This window comes from Streptomyces filamentosus (genome assembly GCF_014654895.1).
GTDB lineage: Bacteria > Actinomycetota > Actinomycetes > Streptomycetales > Streptomycetaceae > Streptomyces > Streptomyces filamentosus.
Genome location: NZ_BNBE01000004.1, coordinates 1216583 through 1234117 on the forward strand (window position 1 = coordinate 1216583; position 17535 = coordinate 1234117).

General features: G+C 70.9%; 13 protein-coding genes and 1 pseudogene. 6 read left to right on the forward strand and 8 right to left on the reverse strand.

Annotated elements, in window-relative coordinates; translation table 11 throughout:
- The first annotated feature begins 546 nt into the window (after positions 1-546).
- The 4 genes from IE326_RS39290 (at position 547) to IE326_RS39305 (ending at position 4169) form a co-directional block, all read left to right on the forward strand.
- Positions 547-1557, forward strand: a complete 1011-nt coding sequence (locus tag IE326_RS39290) for an aldo/keto reductase (RefSeq protein ID WP_190044970.1) — start codon at positions 547-549, stop codon at positions 1555-1557.
- A gap of 52 nt (positions 1558-1609) precedes the next feature.
- Positions 1610-2029, forward strand: a complete 420-nt coding sequence (locus tag IE326_RS39295) for an SRPBCC family protein (protein WP_190044971.1) — start codon at positions 1610-1612, stop codon at positions 2027-2029.
- A gap of 339 nt (positions 2030-2368) precedes the next feature.
- Positions 2369-3160: a DUF3050 domain-containing protein gene (locus IE326_RS39300; RefSeq protein ID WP_190044972.1), complete on the forward strand. Its 792-nt coding sequence runs from the start codon at positions 2369-2371 to the stop codon at positions 3158-3160.
- Between the two features lie 562 nt (positions 3161-3722).
- Positions 3723-4169: an Lrp/AsnC family transcriptional regulator gene (locus tag IE326_RS39305; protein ID WP_190044973.1), complete on the forward strand. Its 447-nt coding sequence runs from the start codon at positions 3723-3725 to the stop codon at positions 4167-4169.
- A gap of 449 nt (positions 4170-4618) precedes the next feature.
- Here IE326_RS39305 and IE326_RS39310 read toward each other — a convergent pair.
- The 4 genes and pseudogenes from IE326_RS39310 to IE326_RS39325 all read right to left on the reverse strand — a co-directional run.
- Positions 4619-4963, reverse strand: a pseudogene (locus tag IE326_RS39310) (MBL fold metallo-hydrolase); the annotation flags it as partial.
- A 335-nt stretch (positions 4964-5298) separates the two neighbouring features.
- Complete coding sequence (locus tag IE326_RS39315) at positions 5299-6921, reverse strand: nickel/cobalt transporter (protein ID WP_190044974.1); 1623 nt, start codon at positions 6919-6921, stop codon at positions 5299-5301.
- Entirely contained in the window at positions 6918-8258 is a 1341-nt protein-coding gene (locus tag IE326_RS39320) for a tetratricopeptide repeat protein (RefSeq protein ID WP_190044975.1), read from the reverse strand. Before IE326_RS39320 ends, IE326_RS39315 begins: the two co-directional genes overlap by 4 nt.
- A gap of 92 nt (positions 8259-8350) precedes the next feature.
- Complete coding sequence (locus tag IE326_RS39325) at positions 8351-9865, reverse strand: DUF4331 domain-containing protein (protein ID WP_190045065.1); 1515 nt, start codon at positions 9863-9865, stop codon at positions 8351-8353.
- Between the two features lie 1012 nt (positions 9866-10877).
- Between IE326_RS39325 and IE326_RS39330 the strand changes: the two genes are divergently transcribed.
- Positions 10878-11747, forward strand: a complete 870-nt coding sequence (locus IE326_RS39330; RefSeq protein ID WP_190044976.1) for a DUF4394 domain-containing protein — start codon at positions 10878-10880, stop codon at positions 11745-11747.
- Between the two features lie 149 nt (positions 11748-11896).
- Here the strand turns inward: IE326_RS39330 and IE326_RS39335 are convergent, their stop codons facing one another.
- The 3 genes from IE326_RS39335 to IE326_RS39345 form a co-directional block, all read right to left on the reverse strand.
- Positions 11897-12550 carry a fasciclin domain-containing protein gene (locus IE326_RS39335; protein ID WP_190044977.1) on the reverse strand — a complete coding sequence of 218 codons (654 nt, stop codon included), beginning with the start codon at positions 12548-12550 and terminating at the stop codon, positions 11897-11899.
- 85 nt (positions 12551-12635) lie between these two features.
- Positions 12636-14210, reverse strand: a complete 1575-nt coding sequence (locus IE326_RS39340) for a molybdopterin-dependent oxidoreductase (RefSeq protein ID WP_189954439.1) — start codon at positions 14208-14210, stop codon at positions 12636-12638.
- 76 nt (positions 14211-14286) lie between these two features.
- Positions 14287-16311 carry an MMPL family transporter gene (locus IE326_RS39345; protein WP_229915873.1) on the reverse strand — a complete coding sequence of 675 codons (2025 nt, stop codon included), beginning with the start codon at positions 16309-16311 and terminating at the stop codon, positions 14287-14289.
- A gap of 402 nt (positions 16312-16713) precedes the next feature.
- On the opposite strand from IE326_RS39345, the gene IE326_RS39350 reads away from it, so the two are divergent.
- Positions 16714-17124 (forward strand): ATP-binding protein, encoded by a 411-nt coding sequence (locus IE326_RS39350; protein ID WP_170313970.1) that lies wholly within the window; start codon positions 16714-16716, stop codon positions 17122-17124.
- A gap of 151 nt (positions 17125-17275) precedes the next feature.
- Here the strand turns inward: IE326_RS39350 and IE326_RS39355 are convergent, their stop codons facing one another.
- Positions 17276-17515 (reverse strand): chaplin, encoded by a 240-nt coding sequence (locus tag IE326_RS39355; RefSeq protein WP_030497993.1) that lies wholly within the window; start codon positions 17513-17515, stop codon positions 17276-17278.
- Positions 17516-17535 lie beyond the last annotated feature (20 nt).

Genomic DNA, 17535 nt, shown 5'->3' on the forward strand with positions numbered 1-17535 from the left:
GGGACGAAGGGGGCCGGCCCAAGCGCAGCCGCCGTGGAGCGGGGGCGTGAGGCGCGATCGTCGCCCCCGTGCCTCCGCGTGCGTCTTCGGCTCGTCCGCCTCGCGTCCCGGGCGCGGGCCCCGGCGGGCAGGGAGCCTTCTCTGAAGTGCGCGGGGCTCCTGTGCCCTTCACCGTGCGCGCGTCGCGCGCGGGGCGGTGCGGGCGACGTGATCACGGCGAACGCCCTCCACCCCGGCTTCATCCTCACCCGGCCGCAGGGGCACCTCGGCGACGACACGATGCGGACGTTCGGGGTGACGGACGGCGGGGGGACCTGACAGCTCCCTCCTTCTCCGAGAACCCCGCCCAAGAGCCGCCACGCAAGGCCATGACCGGGAGCACACGGAGAAATACGAACCCTTGATGAGGCGGACGCGCGTATTCGGCGATTGCATTAGCCAGCGCATGCAAGTATCTTTTCCATACGTAAGGCGCGCTTGCATCCAGATGCGAGTGCTCGTGGGGGCCTCCCGGCCCTCCCCCCACCTCTCGCGAAGGCACCCCCCATGTCGCTCAAGCACATCCTTCCCGGCCGCCTCGGCTTCGGTACCGCCCCGCTCGGCAACATGTTCCGCGCGATCCCCGACGAGGAGGCCGCCGCCACCGTCGAGGCCGCCTGGGACCACGGCATCCGCTTCTACGACACCGCCCCCTTCTACGGCGCCGGACTCGCCGAGGAGCGCCTCGGCCAGGTCCTCGCCGGCAAGCCCCGCGACGCGTACGTCCTGTCCACCAAGGTCGGCCGGGTCGTCCTCGACGAGCACGAGACCGCCGTCCCGGACTTCGGCGAGAAGGGCGGCCTGTTCGAGCACGGCAACCCGAACAAGATCCTCCACGAGTGGACCGCCGACGCCACCGAGCGCTCCATCGAGGGCAGCCTCAAGCGGCTCGGCACCGACCGGCTCGACATCGTCTGGGTCCACGACATCGCGCAGGACTTCCACGGCGACGCCTGGCTCGGCAAGTTCGAGGAGGCCCGCACCGGCGCCTTCCGCGTCCTGTCCCGCCTGCGCGACGAGGGCGTCATCAAGGCGTGGGGCCTCGGCGTCAACAAGACCGAGCCCATCGAGCTGACCCTCGCCCTCGACGAGCCGCAGCCCGACGGCTTCCTCCTCGCCGGCCGCTACACCCTCCTCGACCATGAGCACGCCCTCACCCGCCTGCTCCCCATGGCCCAGGAGCAGAACGTCGACATGGTCGTCGGCGGCCCGTACAGCTCCGGCGTCCTCGCCGGCGGCACCCACTTCGAGTACCAGCAGCCCCCCGCCGAGATCGTCGAGCGCGTCGGGAAGCTGAAGGCCCTGGCGGACAGGCACGGCGTCTCCATCAAGGCCGCCGCCCTGCAGTTCTCCCTCGCCCACCCCGCCTCCGCCGCCGTCATCCCCGGCGCCACCCGGCCCAGCCGCATCGCCGAGGACACCGCCGCCCTGGACGAGAGCGTCCCGGCCGCGTTCTGGACGGACCTGCGCACCGCCGGACTCGTCAGCCCGGCCGCCCCGCTCCCGAACGACGCCTGACCTTCACCTCTCCCCCTCACGCCCCCTCCCCCACAGCATCAGGAGCACCACCATGGCCTCCACCTCCGTCTCCCGCGTCGTCCCCGCCTCCCCCCAGCAGGTCTGGAACCTGATCGGCGGCTTCGACGCCCTCCCGGACTGGCTTCCCTACATCCCCGAGAGCACCGCCCTCGAAGGCGGCCGGGTCCGCCGCCTGACCAACCCCGACGGCGACGTCATCATCGAGCGCCTCGTCGGCTTCGACGAGGCGGAGCGTCACTACAGCTACGCCATCCTCGAAGCGCCGTTCCCCGTCGACGGCTACGTCTCCACCCTCCGCGTCCACACGGTCCCCGGGCACGACGACGCCGCCGAGGTCCAGTGGTCCGGCCGCTTCAACCCCAAGGGCGCCACCGAGCAGGAAGTCGTCGACCTGTTCACCGGTATCTACGCCGACGGCCTCGACGCCCTGCACAAGACCCTCGCCGCCTGAGCCGCCCTGCACCCACGGCCCACCCGTCGCCCGCGGCCCATCCACGTCTCCTCCCAGCCGGAAGCCCCGGGCCGGAGTCGCCCGCGGCGGTGGCGACGAAGACCCCGGCCGCGTTGCGGAGCGCGACCCGTGCCGGGCACCGGTCGTTACGCGAGGACGCTCCGGCCTTCCGGTCGCGGACCGGGACGGGGGCACCGTCCGCGATCCGCAACCGGTCGGCCGCGCCCCGGATTCCGCTTCGGGGGGCGGTGTGCCGTAGCGTGAGCCGAGTAATCGGGTGCGTACTCTCCGTGCCCGGCAGACAGTCGGCATGCCTCTGCCCGCTACCTTGGAGCCGCCGTGAGTTCCGACCGGTACCACTGGGATCGTTCGCACCCGGGCCTGACCCTGCTGCGCGAGGCGATCGAGCCCGTGCGCCGGCAGGTCGTCGGGCACGAGATCTACCGGCGGCTGGACTCCCTGGAGCGGATCCGGACGTTCCAGGAGCGCCACGTGTTCGCCGTGTGGGACTTCATGTCGCTGTTGAAGTGCCTGCAGCGGCGGCTGACCTGTGTGGATCTGCCGTGGGTGCCGAGCGGACCGACTGCGAGCCGGCGGCTGATCAACGAGATCGTGCTGGTCGAGGAGAGCGACGAGCTCGGTGACGGCTACACCAGCCACTTCGAGCTCTACCTCGACGGGATGGTCCGGGCCGGAGCCGACACGGGAGCGGTGGACGGCTTCCTGCGGCTGCTGGGCACCGGGGCCGGGGTCGCCGAGGCGGCGAAGGTGGCCGACGTCCCTTCCGTCTCCGCCGAGTTCATGGCGGTCACCTGGGACATCATCGAGAACGCGCCGGTGCACTGCCAGGCCGCGGCCTTCGCCTTCGGCCGTGAGGACCTGATCCCGGAGATGTTCGAGCAGGTGATCCGGATCGAGGACACGGGCGGCCGGCTGACCGTGTTCAAGGACTATCTGGCGCGGCACATCGAGGTGGACGGCGAGCAGCACACGCCGATGGCCATGCAGATGCTGATCGACCTGTGCGGCGACGACCAGGAACGCTGGAACCAGTGCGCCGACACGGTCCGCCGCGCGCTGTCGGCCCGGGTCGCGCTGTGGGACGGGATCCTCGCGGACTGCGGCGGCTGACACACGAACACCCGCTTCCACAGGGCGACTTCGACGGGCGGCCGTCCTGCGGTACGACTGCCCTTCCCCTGCCTGCGGGGACGAACCGGCAGCGGGCGGGGCCGGCGGACGGTCTCCGCGGCTGCCGCGCGGGGCCCGGCCGCGGACCTTGGTCACCTCGCTCGGGACCGGCCGGGTGCCGGCTCGCGGAGCCCCTTCCCGGGCCCCGGCCGCACGCCGGTGGGCGCGGACGACGGTGGGCACGGACGACGGTGGAATTCCCCCGGCACCGGCCAGCCGGTGCCCGGTGCCCGGCCGGCCCCAGGATGTGGGGCCGGCCGCGGGGTGCCGGGGATGCCCGCGCACCTGTCACCTGGACGGAGTCCGCGCCGTAGGGGTGAGCCGGTGCGGGCCTCCTGCCGGGGGTCACCCGGACGGCACGACGATGACAGGGCGACGCCCGCCGGGCGACGGGCCGGGCATCATCACGCACGTGTCGAGCGTGGTTCACTCGATCCGCAAGGAACAAGGGAGCTTTCGGCGCGTGACCCGTGCGTGGCGCGCATGATCCGGGGAGTCGGCCGTGGACGAGATCGACCGCCACATACTGGGCATCCTCCGCAAGGACGGGCGAGCACCCGTGCCGGAGATCGCACGAGCCGTGGGGCTCTCGGCGGCTCCGTGCGCCCGCCGCATCGAACGCATGGAGAGGGCGGGCGTGATCCGCGGCTACGTCGCGGTCATCGAGGACGGCCGGGCGGGGACGCTCCAGGCGTTCATCGAGATCCGCCTGCTCGGCGCGACCGACAGCGACGAGATCCAGGGCATCTCCGAAAGCATCCCGGAGATCGAGGAGAGCCACAGCATCGCCGGCACCTCCGACGCCCTGCTCAAGCTCCGCGTCCGGGACGTGAAGCACCTTCAGCAGGTGATCAACGCCGTACGCCGGACCGGCAAGGTGGAGGGCACCAAGACCTTCATCATCATGAACACCTGGACACGCGCGACCGAGCAAGCCGTCACCCCGTGACCGCGAGCCGGCATCACGCCCGCGGCCGGTGGCCCACTCGCGTGTCAGGGTGACGGTGTACGCGAGTTGGAAGCGTGAGTGCGGGCCCCGTTCCCGGTGGACGCGGGTGAGGGTCGCCTCGATCGTTCTGACACTGACGGTGACGGTGGTGGTGATGTCGCGGTTGCTCGCTCCGGCGGCGTCGAGTTCGGCGCTCGAAAGACGAAGAAGGAGCCTCGTCAGGGAACGGGCGAGGCTCCTTCGAGTACGTGCTCAAGCAGCCACGAAGCGTGTCCGGACGACAACCGCAGACAATCCCGCTCTGGTCGGCAAGGGCACGAACCCCGGCGTGCACACCGAAGGCTCGCGCCGGGACGGACCGTCCAGAGCACGCAGCACCCGATCACGCTCCTCGGCCGAGAGACGAGCCGGCAGGGCCACGGCCCGGCCCAGCTCGTCCCCGCCCGACGTCACCGATCACCCGCCAGGTCGAGATCACGCTCGGGCTCCTCGGCGGGGGCCGACGCCTGCTTCGGCCGGCGCCACGGACGGGCGATCGGCTGGGACACCCCGCGCCACCACGCCTCCGCGGGCAGCTTGCCCGCCGGCTCGAAGGGCTCGCCGGGCCGGGGGAACGCCGCCGCCTGCCCCGCCTCCTCCGCCGCGTCCTTCGTCCACTCCCCCGGCTCCGCCCACGCGTGCGGCGCCAGGTTGAAGGTGCCCCAGTGGATCGGCAGCAGGACACCACCGGCCCGGCCGCCCTGGAGGTCGAGGTGGGCCCGGACGCCCTCGGCGGGCGTCATGTGGATGTCGGGCAACAACGCGTTACATCGAAATCGTTGAACCGGCCGGCATCACACGGTGCCCCGAGGGACCAAGCGCCCAAGGAGACGACGTATCGGTCCCAGGACCGACCTCTCCAGAGCGGCGCGGGATTCGGCTACGGTCGACGTAGGGGATCGCGTTCACGATCTCTCTCAGATCATGCGCTCAGGCTGCCGTTCCAGGCTCTGAGCTGGCCGCCGTATAGCAACAGGCGCTGCGCCGCTCCCCGCCACATGAGGTGCAATCGGTGACAGGTGCGGGCGTCGCCGCCGGGGCGTGCGGGCCTTCTCTGCAGTGCGTGGAGCGTGGTGGAACAGGGACGGTCTCAGGGGGCCAGAGCTCGTACGGCCAGCCCGAGCCCCACGACGACGACCAGGGCGGAGGTGGCCACCGGTCCGATACGTGAGGCGGTACCTACGAGCCAGCGCAGCCGGGGGCGGTCGCCAGCCTTCTTGATGCGATGTTTGACGTGGAGGAGGAGCATTCCGGCGAGGGCGAGGGTGGCCGCCATGCCGAGGCCGTAGGCGAGGACGAAGAGAATGCCGAAGGCGGTGCGGCCGAGCGCGACTGCTCCGAGGAGGACGACGAGGGCGGAGGGGCTGGGCACGAGTCCGCCGGCGATGCCCATCCCGATCAGGCCTGCTTTCCCGGCAGGACGAGAAGCGTGTGTGTGCTCGGACGGCGCATGCTCGTGCGTTCTGTGCGAGGCAGGGGCCTGGGCTGGAGCGGTGAGGGTGCGCGTGGCGGCAGCAGCGGATTCAGGCGCGCTGGTATGGGGCGCCGTGGAAGGAGCCGGATGGTGGCTTCCCCCGTGCTCGTGTCCGTGCTCGTGAGGGTGGCTGTGCTGGTGATGATGGTGGTGGCTGTGTCCGTGGGAGTGATGGTGGTGGCCGTGGGTGGGCTTGTGGCGGAGGGCTCGGGTCAGAAGCCATAGGCCGATGGCGGTGACGATGAGTCCGCTGGTCAGGCCGAGCCAGGCCAGGATGGTTTCGCCCGCGAGGTGGGTGGCGGTGGGGAGGGCGAGGCCGAGGATCAGGACACCCGCGGTGTGGGTGAGGGTGACGGTCGCGCCGACGGTGACGGCGTCGCGCCGGGTTCCGCGGCGTCCGGCGAGGTAGGCCGCCATGATCGTCTTGCCATGGCCGGGCAGGAGGGCGTGGGAGGCCCCCAGGACGATGGCGAGGAGGAGGGCGAGGAGGCCGACGGGGAGGGTGAGTTCGTGCCGGGAGACGAGGGTGTCGAACCAGTTCGCGATCCGGTTGGCGCTTGTCCCCGCGGGACCGGCTGCAGGTGTGGGGGTGTTGGTGGTGCCGTCGGCGGGGGTGGTGTGCAGTTCGGCGGTGCGCTGGTCCAGTGCTGTGGCGAGGGGATCCGGCGGGTAGCGGCGGAGCTCCTGTGTGGGTGAGGTGGCGGGGAGATCGGTTCCGGTGATGCGCAGTCCGATGCCCTTGGCGGTGATCTCTCGCCACCCGATGCGGGTGGTGTCGTAGCGCGTGTCGACGCTGATGGCGCCGCCGCGCTCCAGTGGGGCGGCGGTGGTGTAGGCGCAGGTGAGTCGGCTGGTCTTGAGTCCTGCTTCGCCGGGCTCCCAGGTGAGCTGCGCGGCCCTGGGGCTCCATCGGGCGGGTCCGGCGGGGGTGCGCAGGGTGAGTCGGTCGGCCAGTGCTGTGCAGGTGGTGCGGGCGTACCGGGCGTTTTCAGCTTCGGTGAGGGTGTTGTTGCGGTCGGCGTCGATGAGAGGGCGCTCTTGGAGTGCGGCGATCTCGGCGCGGTCGACGATGACGGTGGCGTCGATGCGGTCTGGATGCAGGACGAGGCCGGTGTGGTAGTTGACGGTGAAGTTGCCCAGTGGATGGGCCGGTGCGGCCGCTGCGGCGGGGGTGGTCAGGCTGCAGGCAGCGGTGAGCAAGACGGCGGCTGTGACGGCGGTGCGGTGTGCTGGGGTCATGGTTGGGTGCCGATTCGCTGGGACAGGGCACGCGCCTGGGCGGCGTGCAGCGGGTTGAGTGCGGGAGCCTGACCGAGTGCCGACCGCAGGTCGGCGGTGGCGGCCTGGTCGTTGCCCAGGGCGTGGTGGATCGCGGCCCGGTGGTAGTGCCACAGGGCGTTGCGGGTGCCGAGCGCGAGGGCCTGGTCGGCGTGTGCGAGGGCCTCCTCGTTGCGTCCGGCGCGGTGCAGGGCCCACGCGTAGGCGTCATGGACGGCGACGAACGACCTTGTACGCAGGGCCTGCTCGGCCATGGCCACGGCGCGCACGGGATTGCCGTGGTCGGCTTCGAAGAGGATGGCGTCGGTGTCCGGCGAGCCGCCGGCGGAGGTACGCAGGGTGTCCTGTGCCCTGAGCAGGGCGTATGAGGATTCGGCCTGTTCGTCGTGTCCGAGAGCCTGATGCGTCTCGCCGAGGGCGAGCAGGAGGTGCGGCAGGGGTGCGATGTCCGTCGCGTGCTGCCAGTCGGCGCGTGCCTGTTTCGTCTGGCCGAGTGCGGCGAGGGCGCGTGCTCGGGCATCGAGGAGCGCGGGGTCGGCCGGTGCTTTTCGCAGCCCTTGTTCGGCTTCGCTGAGCGCCTGGCGCGCGTCGCCGTCCTCGAGTGCGAGGCCGGACAGGCAGGCGTGGGCGAAGGCGCGCTCGCTGTCGGTGGTGGCCGCGGTCAGGGAACGCCGCATCAGTTCCGCCGCCCGCCCGGTGCTGCCGCGCAGCTCGAACACATAGGAGGCGCGGGCCAGGGAGGCTGCGTCGGGGCGCAGGTCGTTCATCTTCTGCACGGCCCGCTCGGCGTCGCGGTAGTGGCCGAGCTGGGTGTGGGCGTCGGCCAGGACCCCGTACGCGGCCGGGTTGTAGGGGTCGCTGGTGATGGCCTTCTCGGCCCAGGTACGGGCGGCGGTGAACTCGTGGCGGGCGGCGGCGAGTGCGGCCATGCCGGTCTCGGCGCCACTGTTGCCGCCAGGCTGCAAGGAGAGGGAGCGGCGCAGGGCCTTCTCGGCCGCGGCATAAAGGGCGGGGTCAGCGGTAGTGCGGGCCTGCTCGATGCGGGCCATCCCGAGGGCCGTCCAGGTGTTCCAGTCGCCCGGCAGGCGCTCCAGGCGAGCGGTGAGCGCCGCGGCCGGGGCCTCGGGCCGGGCGGCTGTGCCGGTAGGTGCGGAGGCGGGGAAAGGGGGTGTGTTAGGGATGGCGGGTTGGATGAGTACGGCTCCGGCGGCGAACATCGCGGTTCCCAGAGCGAGGGTGACGGCGACTTTCGTCAGTCGGCGTCGGCCGCGGGCGGGCGTGGGCGGGTCAGGGGTCATCGGAGGGTGTCTTCCTGCGTGAGTGACGCGCTCCCGGGGCCGGACCGGGCGTGGTCCGGCCCCGGGAGCCTTGATGGTGCGGTGGCGTCACATCAGGCGCGGTTGCGGCGGCGCATCCGCCATCCGGCCGCCGCGAGCAGGGCTGCTCCCACACCGCCGAGGGAGGCCGCAGACTTTTCCTTGCTCTTGGCCATGCCGGAGGGTCCGCTGTTGACGGACTTGGTGTGGGGCAGGGCCAGGTACGGGAACGAGGTGCCGAACGGGACCTCGTTGGCGTTCACCTTGTCGCCGTCGGCAAGCGCCGGGATGAGCTGTCCGGTCTGGGCGGCGCCTTCGACGGCCTGCAGGGAGATGTCGATGACGTCGTCGGTCAGACGGCGTCCGTTGGGGAACCCGGCCAGGTCGCCGGCGAGGACGCCGTACCGGTTCGGGTTCGAGGCCGGGGGTACGGCCATGTTCAGACGCAGTTCCTCCGCGGGCACGATGCGGCGGAGGTCGGCGTCGCGGTTGAGACGGTGGGCGTTGAGGTCGGCCTGGATCGGCCCGCACGCCTTGCAGATCCCGGTGAGGTAGATCTCGGCGAGGTCGTTACGCGGGGCGGGCGGTGCGGGGACGCCGTAGACCTGCTGGATCAGCTTGGGCAGGATCGGGTCGAGGACCTTGTCGACGACCGGCTGGACGGTGCGGTCCTGGTCGGGGTTGAGGGTGTTGAAGGCGTCCTTGTACTTCAGCGGGACGACGACCTCGTTCACGAGGGGGTTGCCCAGGCGGGAGACCTGCTTCCACTTGTCGCCGTGCCCGGTGCGCGAGTCGGAGACCTGCACGCCCTTGCGGTCGGTGGTCGACCAGATGCCCACGACCGGATTGCGCGACGGGGTGTAGTTCAGCGCCAGGTACTTCTTGGGGATCTGCAGGGCGACGGAGTTGACGTTGTAGCCGGCCAGGGTGTCCTGGCCGCGCTCGGACAGGTTCCCGCCGTAGAGGAGGTCGAAGACCCGCAGGTCGGCGAAGAACGGGTCCTCAGCCTGCCCGGCGAACGCCTTCCCGCCACCCGGGAGACCGCGTACGGCCTGGGCGCGCAGGGAGGCGTAGTTCGGCATCGAGGCGGGGCCGACGCGCGACGGGGCGGCGGGCACGTTGGACAGCAGGGTCCTGCTCGTCTTGCCGCGGGTCTCGATGAGGTCGTAGACCTGTCGGAAGTTCAGGTCCGGGTCGTCCAGGGTGGTCACCTGGCCGGTGTTGTACAGGAACTGGTCGGCCGCGTCGCGGATCTGGTTCTTGAACCGCCAGGTGTAGGTGACGTCGGCGTTGCCGTCACCCGTGTTGTCGATCTTGATGTTGTAGCGGAGGTCCTCGCCGAAGGCGTAGAAGTTCGGGCCGCCGTTGGGCTCCTCGAACGGGATCCAGTTCGCCACCAGGGTCACGGTGTCGGACTTGTCGGGGCTGGTGAACGCGTACACGTCGGTGTTGTCGGCGCGCGGATCACCGGCGATCAGCGGGGCCTCGCGGTGGCTGGAGGCAGAGCTGACGCCGGGGCCGAGGGTGAGGACGGCCATGGCGGTCGCGAGGGCGCCGGAGCCGAGGACGAGCAGGGAGTGGTCCAGCATCCGGCGCCGGCCGGACGCCGTGGAGGTTGCCTTCACGAAGAGGTGCTTCCTTCCCAGCAAGGTGCGTACCAAGCCCGGCCTGATAGGGCGGGCGTCGGTGTCGCTAGGGGGCTTATCGGGTGGCGGTCGGCACCGCGGCGAACGGGGGAGTTCGCACTGCCCGGGCATGGTCAGGAAAGGCAACGGGACTGACCACGTCCAGACACACCATCGCGCAGGGCTGCGCAGGGCGAAGGAAACCACGCCCGGACATCGCCGCGCGCCTGCCCGCCGCCCGCCGCCGACGTGCCCGGGCCCGCGAGGAGCGACAATTGTGCAGGTCAGAGGATTTCTTGTCCCGGCTTCAAGGCGGGCGCGACACGCAGTGCCGCTCTTAGCCCGAATGAGCCAACAACCGCTTGTTGCAACTCAGTTGCAACAGTGCAGCGTTGGTGGTGAGTGTGTCTGTTCAGTTGCCGTTGCCGCGTGGATGACCTCTGGGTCCATAGGGCGAGGGGGTGAGGGTGCTACACGGCGTGGCAGCCGCCGTGTACGCGGGTCGATCGCTGTCACCGGCTCGCCGGCGGCGTGGCGCCGAGGAACCGCTTCTCGCACATCCAGGACCGGACAGAGTCTGTGGCGAAGGAAATCTTCGTTCCCTCGGGCCGGCGCGTGGTCTGTGCGGGCCAGGTGTCCAGGACGGCGGCAAGAGAGCGGGGCAGGGCCTCCTGCCAGCCCAGCAGCCGCAGCCCGCGCACCTCGCTCCCATGACAGCAGATCTCAAGTCCCGCACAGTCAGTGGGCCGCCATGTCTCGTCTCTAGCCACGACCACACCGTCACCACCGGCAGCGTCGCATCCTCCCGTCGGTGGACCGGCGCGCGGCCGGTCCCACCCGGATGGGGCAGCCCGAGGCAGTGCCCTTGGGCCGTGCGGGTGGCCTCCGTCCCTGGCGCCCATCCCCTGCTACGCCGGCGGCGAATTCACCACGAGACCTGGGCCACCTGGGCCCAAGCTCCGATGAAGGAGTGATCATGCGCAACCGGACCGTGACCGCGGCTTCCGCAGTCGTCCTGGCCGCCCTGTGCGCGGCACCCGCGCTGGCGGTGTCCGACACGGCCTCGAAGATGCCGCCCGCCCACGACCACAAGGCCCTGCACGCCATCGGCCTGACCGGCGACCAGCGCCTGGTCGAGTTCGACGTCCACAGGCCCTCCAAGACCTGGTCGCTGGGCAAGATCTCGGGGTTGTCCGGGGACACCAAGCTCGTCGGGATCGACTTCCGCGTCCAGAACGAGAAGCTGTACGGCGTCGGCGACAAGGGCGGCATCTACACCCTGAACACCACCAACGCCAAGGCCATGAAGGTCTCCCAGCTGACCGTGGCCCTGGCCGGCGCGGCGTTCGGCGTGGACTTCAACCCCGCCGCCAACCGGCTGCGGGTCATCTCCGACACCGGGCAGAACCTGCGGCACAACATCGACGACGCGGCCGCCCCGCTGACGACCACCGTCGACGGCACCCTGACGAACCCGACCATGCCGCCGTCGACCGCCATGGGAGTGACCGGAGCCGCCTACACCAACAACGATCTGAACGCGGCGACCGCGACGACGCTGTTCGACCTGGACACGATGGCCGACCGCATCTCCCTGCAGTCCCCGGCCAACGCCGGCACCCTGGCCTCCACCGGCAACCTCGGCGTGGACGCCGCCCTGGACGCCGGATTCGACATCTACTACAACCCGGCCGCCGGCACGAACCACGGCTTCGCCGCCATCGGCAACGGTGGCTCCTACCGCCTCTACGCCGTCGACGTCCTGACCGGCAAGGCCACCGGTGAGGGCGCCTTCCCGGCCAAGTACCAGGTCACCGACCTGGCCCTGCCCATCAACCAGAAGTAGCCCCCGCCCGCAGCCGGCCTGGGCGCGGCACCCTGCCGAGCCCAGGCTCCTGGTACGGCTATCGGCCCAGGGATCATGCCGGTGACCCTGCACCCTTCCGAGGAGGGCTAGTGCAGGGCCACCGTGACGTGCGGACCGTGCGCGAAGCCCTACTTGGGCATGAGGACGGTGTCGATGATGTAGACGTTGGCGTTGGCGGTCTTCACGTTGCCGCAGACCACGTTGGCGGTGTCGTTGACCTTGTAGGACTCGCCGGAGCCGGCGGTGGTGATCATGCCCTTCTGGAGGGTCTCGAAGGAGCCGTTCTCCAGCTGCTTGGGCGTGAGCTTCTGGCCGACGACGTGGTAGGTGAGGATCTTGGTGAGGGTGGCCTTGTCGGCGAGGACCTTGTCGAGGTCGGCCTTCGGGATCTTGGCGAAGGCGTCGTTGGTCGGGGCGAAAACGGTGATGTTCTCGGCGTTGTTGAGGGTGTCGACCAGGCCGGCCTGCTTGACCGCGGTCACGAGGGTGGACAGGGCCGGGTTGTTCGAGGCGGCGGTGGCCACGGGGTCCTTGGCCATGCCGTCGAAGGAGCCCGCGCCCTCCTTCGGCACCCCGGCACAGGCGGGGCCGAAGGGCTGGTCGTCGGTCATCGGCGCCTCGGAGGGGGTGCTCGCCTCCGTCGTCTTCGCGGCGTCCTCGGCACCCGCGCTGGGGGCGGCCTTGGTGTCGCTGCCGGAGTCGGAGCACGCGGCCAGGGAGAAGGGCAGCGCGGCTGCGGCGACGACGGCGATCGCGGTACGGCGGATCTTCATGCTGTTCATGACCAGTTGCTCCTTGGGACTTTCTCTGGGTATCGAGGGGGTTGGTCGTGCTGCCCGGTACGGGCCTTGCGGCCGTCCGGGTGGTCTAGGGGACGGTGACGAAGACGCTGTGCCAGCCGCTCGCTCCGTCGGGGATGGTCCGGGTGCGCTGTTCGGTCTGGGCCTGACCGGTGCCGTCGGTGGCGCGGACGGTGAGGTTGTGTCCGCCGGGGGTGGCGTTCCAGCGGTAGGACCACTGGCGCCAGGTGTCGACGCCTGCCTGTGCGGCGAGGTCGGCGTCCTGCCAGGGCCCGTCGTCGACGCGGATCTGGACGCGGGTGATGCCGCGGTGCTGGGCCCAGGCGACGCCGGCGACGGTGACGGTGCCGGCGGCGGGGCGGGCGAAGGGCTTGGGGGTGTCGATGCGCGCCTGGGTCTTGATCGGCGCCTTGCGGGCCCACTTCCGCTTGACCCAGTACGGGTCGTAGGCGTCGAAGGTGGTGAGTTCGATGTCCTCGATCCACTTGCAGGCAGAGACGTAGCCGTACAGACCAGGGACGAGCATGCGGACGGGGAAGCCGTGGTCGAAGGGGAGCGGCTCGCCGTTCATGCCGACCGCGAGCATCGCGTCGCGGCCGTCCATCACGTCCTCCACCGGGGAGCCGAGCGTCATGCCGTCCACGGAGCGCGCCACCAGCTGATCGGCTTTCCCTCCCCGCGACGGAGGGATCACGCCGGCCTCCTTCAGGAGGTCGGCGAGAGGGACGCCGAGCCAGCGGGCGTTGCCGATATAGGGGCCGCCGACCTCGTTCGAGACGCAGGTCAGGGTGATGTCGCGTTCGATGAGGGGGCGCGCCAGGAGCTGGTCGAGGGTGTAGGTGAGGGGACGGGTGACCCCCTTGCCGTGGATGCGCAGCCGCCAGGTTCCGGCGTCGACCTTGGGCACGGTCAGGGCGGTGTCGACGCGGTAGAAGTCGGCGTTGGGGGTGGTGAAGGCGGTGATGCCGGGCACTTTCAGCTGAACACCGGCCGGGACCGCGGGGGCCGGGGAGGCCGGCTTGGGAAGCACCAGGTTCTCCCGGGAGGCGACGGCGCCCTGGCCTTGCCGGCCGGTGAAGTACCGGCCCAGCGCACCTGCCGAGGTAGCGGCGACGGCGGTCACACCGGCCGCGGCGAGGAACCCGCGCCTGCTCCACCCCCCAGTGCCTGGCTGCCCGTCCGGGGCGTGAACGGGAGCGGCTTTGGTCGCCAGCATGTACAGAGCCACAGCTCCCGCCAGCGCTCCGGCGATCGAGGGCAGTACGTCACCGGTGCCGGTGGAGTCGGGACGGCTGAGAGCCGCGGCAGCGCCGACGATCCCGAACAGCAACACCCCCGCCGCACCGGCGCGTCGGTGCGACAGGGCGAGGATGCCGAGGCCGATGGCGATGAGGGCGAGGATCGCGAGGATCCCCAGTTGGAGAACGATTTTGTCGTTCTCCCCGAACGTGCGGATCGCGAAGTCCTTCACCGGAGCGGGGGTCCGGTCGATCACCGCGCCGCCCACCACCGTCACCGGCCCCGCTGCGGGCCGCACCAGTCCGGCCACCAGCTCGGCCACGGCCAGAGCCGTGAACGCGGCCAGGAGTCCGGCCAGTGCGCCGAAGGCGACGCGGACGAGTTTGCTGCGGAGGCTGCTCACGTTGCTGCATTCGGCATCCTCCGCCCGGCGGATTGGTCCAACCCTCGAAAGAGTGAAATCTCTTGCCGGTGTTGCCTTACAGCGTGGGTGTGGAGGCGGCGGCGCGGCCAGGGGTACGGGTGCGCGGAGCGGAGGCTGTGGCGGGCGGGCGGCGGTCGCCCGGGAGGTGGGTGGGCCACCAGGTGCGGGGGCCGAGGTCGAGGATGAGGGCGGGGACGAGGAAGAGGCGCACGAGGAGGGTGTCGATGAGGACGCCGAGGGCGACGATGCAGCCGATCTGGGCGAGGTAGAGCAGAGGCATCACGGTCAGTGCGGCGAAGGTGGAGGCCAGGATGAGGCCGGCGGCGCTGATAACGCCGCCGGTGGTCACCAGCCCCCGGCGGACCCCCACCGCGGTGCCGTGCCTAGTCGCTTCGGCGCGGATCCGGTGGACGAGGAAGATGTTGTAGTCGACCCCCAGCGCGACGAGGAAGACGAAGGAGAACAGCACCACGGCAGGCTCCGTGACGCTGCTGCCGAACACCAGTTGGAAGAGGAGCGCGGAGGCCCCGAACGCGGTGAACAGGCTGACCCAGGCGGCGGCGACCAGCAGCAGTGGCAGCAGCAGGCAGCGCAGCAGGACGATCAGGACGGCCAGCACCACGGCCAGTGCCAGAGGCATGATCAGCCGATGGCCACGCACCGATGCCTGGTGAAGATCGGCGAGTTGGGCGCTCTGTCCGCCGACCAGTGCCCCGGTCCCGGCCAGCGAGCCGCGCAGCCGGGCCACCGTGTTCCGGGCGGGGGCGCTGTCCGGGCTGTCCGACAGCGTCGCCAGGATCTGCGCCCTCCCACCGGTCTCGGCCGGCGTGGTGGCTGTTGCCGCTACGCCCGGTGTTGAGGCGATCCGGTCGCGGACCTCGGCCGACCGGGCGGCAGGGGCGAGGACGATCAGGGGGCTGGCGGTGCCGGCGGGGAAGTGGCGTACGAGGACGGTGTGCCCGGCAACCGAGGGGGCCTGGGCCGGTAGGGCCTGGTGGAGGGGGACGCCGGTAGGGGCGAGTAGCGGCGCCATAGCCGCTCCGGCGGCGAGGAGGGCGAGGCAGCCGGCCCAGGCCCGGCGCGGCCGGTGCTCGAGCGCCCGGGCCGGCCGTGCCCACCAGTCTCCCGGTGTGCCCGCGTGTGGCCGCAGCACGCGCCGCCCGCACAGTGCCAGTACGGCTGGCAGGAAGGTCAGCGACACGGCGGTGCAGCACGCCATGGCGATCGCCACCGCCGGGCCCAGGGCCCGCTCGGAGGGCAGGTCGCTGAGGACGAGCGTCATCATGGCGCAGGCGATGGTCGCGGCGCTGGCGAGCACGGGCGGCGCGGTGGCGCGGCACGCTGCGGTCATCGCCCGGCGGATGTCCGGCTGTTCGGCGAGTTCCTCGCGGGCGCGGGCGGCCAGGAGGAGGGCGTAGTCGGTGCTGGCACCGACTACCAGGACGAACACGATGCCCTGGGTCTGGCCGTCGATGGACAGCCAGTCCGTCCGGGCCAGTGCGTACAAAACGGCGCAGGCCACCGCGAGGGCCAGGAGAGAACTCACGATCACCAACAGGGGCATGATCACGCTGCGGTAGACCAGCATCAGGATCAACAGGACTCCGCCGAGAGCGACGGCCAGGAGGGTGCCGTCGGTATGCGAGAAGGCTGCGTCGAGGTCTGCTTGAGCGGCCGCGGGTCCTGCCAGGTGCACGCTCGTCCCGCCGACCGAGGCCGCCGCCTTCGCGACGGCGGCCAGGCGGGCGGCCCCGCCGTCGGGTTCGGCGCCGATCACCGCGGTCATGGCGCGGCCGTCTTGGGAAAGCACCGGAGCTCCGGCGGTTCCGGTCAGGCGGACGACGATCTGACGCGCCGCCTGCTGCTGGCGCGCCGTGATCTGTTCGCCCTCCGGGCGGGAAGTCCAGATCACGGCCAGCGGCAGCGCGGCCTGCGCCCCCGCGGGGTTCAGCAGGCGCTCCACCTGGGCCGACTCCGTAGTCTCCCGCAGCGTGACGTCCCCGCCGGCCTGCGCGACCTCGCCGAGACGGACGGTGTAAGGGCCGGCGGCGACCGCCAGGATCAGCCACAGCAGCAACACGATGTACGGCCTTGCACGGTTGAGCCTCAGCACGAAGCCATCCCTCTGTACTGCTGCCGGGGGCGTGCTGCGGGCGCCGGCGGCAGCGGAGCACGGCACCTGATTGCTGTCCTCATCCGCTTCGGCACGGCAGCGGGGCAGGGATGGCAGGCAGCGCTGGAGATCACCTGGACGGCGGCTCGGGACTTTTCCCGGATTCCGGCAATCCATCGCGGCAATCGTCACGAATCGTTACTGAAAGCAGCACTGAATGGCCGGCCGCAGCGTCAGCCACTGGGTTCCCGGACCCTTGGACTGTGACGATGGGTAACCATGCGCGGATTCCACGGCACCATCACAGCCCCACGACGTTCCCCTTCACCCGTTTTCGGTGACGAAGACCACTCACTGCGAGGAATCATCATGGACACCGCCACCGTTCCCTGCGGATGTCCGGTCACGCTGCATCTGCCGCTCCTCTCGGACGAACGCGCGGCCCGCCAGGCCCGCCAAGCCGTGGCACGACTCCTGGAACAGGAGGCGGACGCCTGCCCTCGCGAGGTCGCCGAGGATCTCGTACTGATCGTCTCGGAGTTGGTCGGCAACGCGGTGCTCCACGCCGCCGGACCCTACGCGCTCACCTTGAGCCTGGAACGAGGTCAGGCGGGCATCGCCGTCAGCGACGGGACGGCGGACCTGGCCGGGAGCCATCGAGAAGGGCGGTGCAAGGAGACGGGAGGCCGGGGGCTGAGGATTGTTCGTTCGCTGGGGGCGGACCTCCTCGTCAGCCGCTCCGGCCGGGGCAAGCAGGTCATCGCGGTCCTGACCTGGTAGCCCGGGCGGAGAGGACGTGGTACCGCGGGCGGCTGTGCCGACAGCCGCCCGCGGCCGACCCGCTCGGAGCACACTGCCTTCCGGGCGGATCACCGGTCCGCGCCACCCCGTCTTGAAGGCGGCGGACCGGAGCTCTTCTCGCGGTGCTCGATCAGGCGTTGACGCAGGTGTTGCCGAAGGTCGGGTTCAGCAGCCCGATCACGCTGACGGTGTTACCGCACGCGTTGACCGGGATGTGAACGGGAACCTGCACGAGGTTGCCCGAGCCCACTCCCGGCGAGTGGGCGGCCACGCCCTGGGCACCGGCATCGGCCGATGCCATCGACGCGCCACCGATGACCACCGCACCGGCCGCCAGGGCCACCGCCAGACCATTCCGCACACGAACCATGTGAACTACCTCCCATGAAG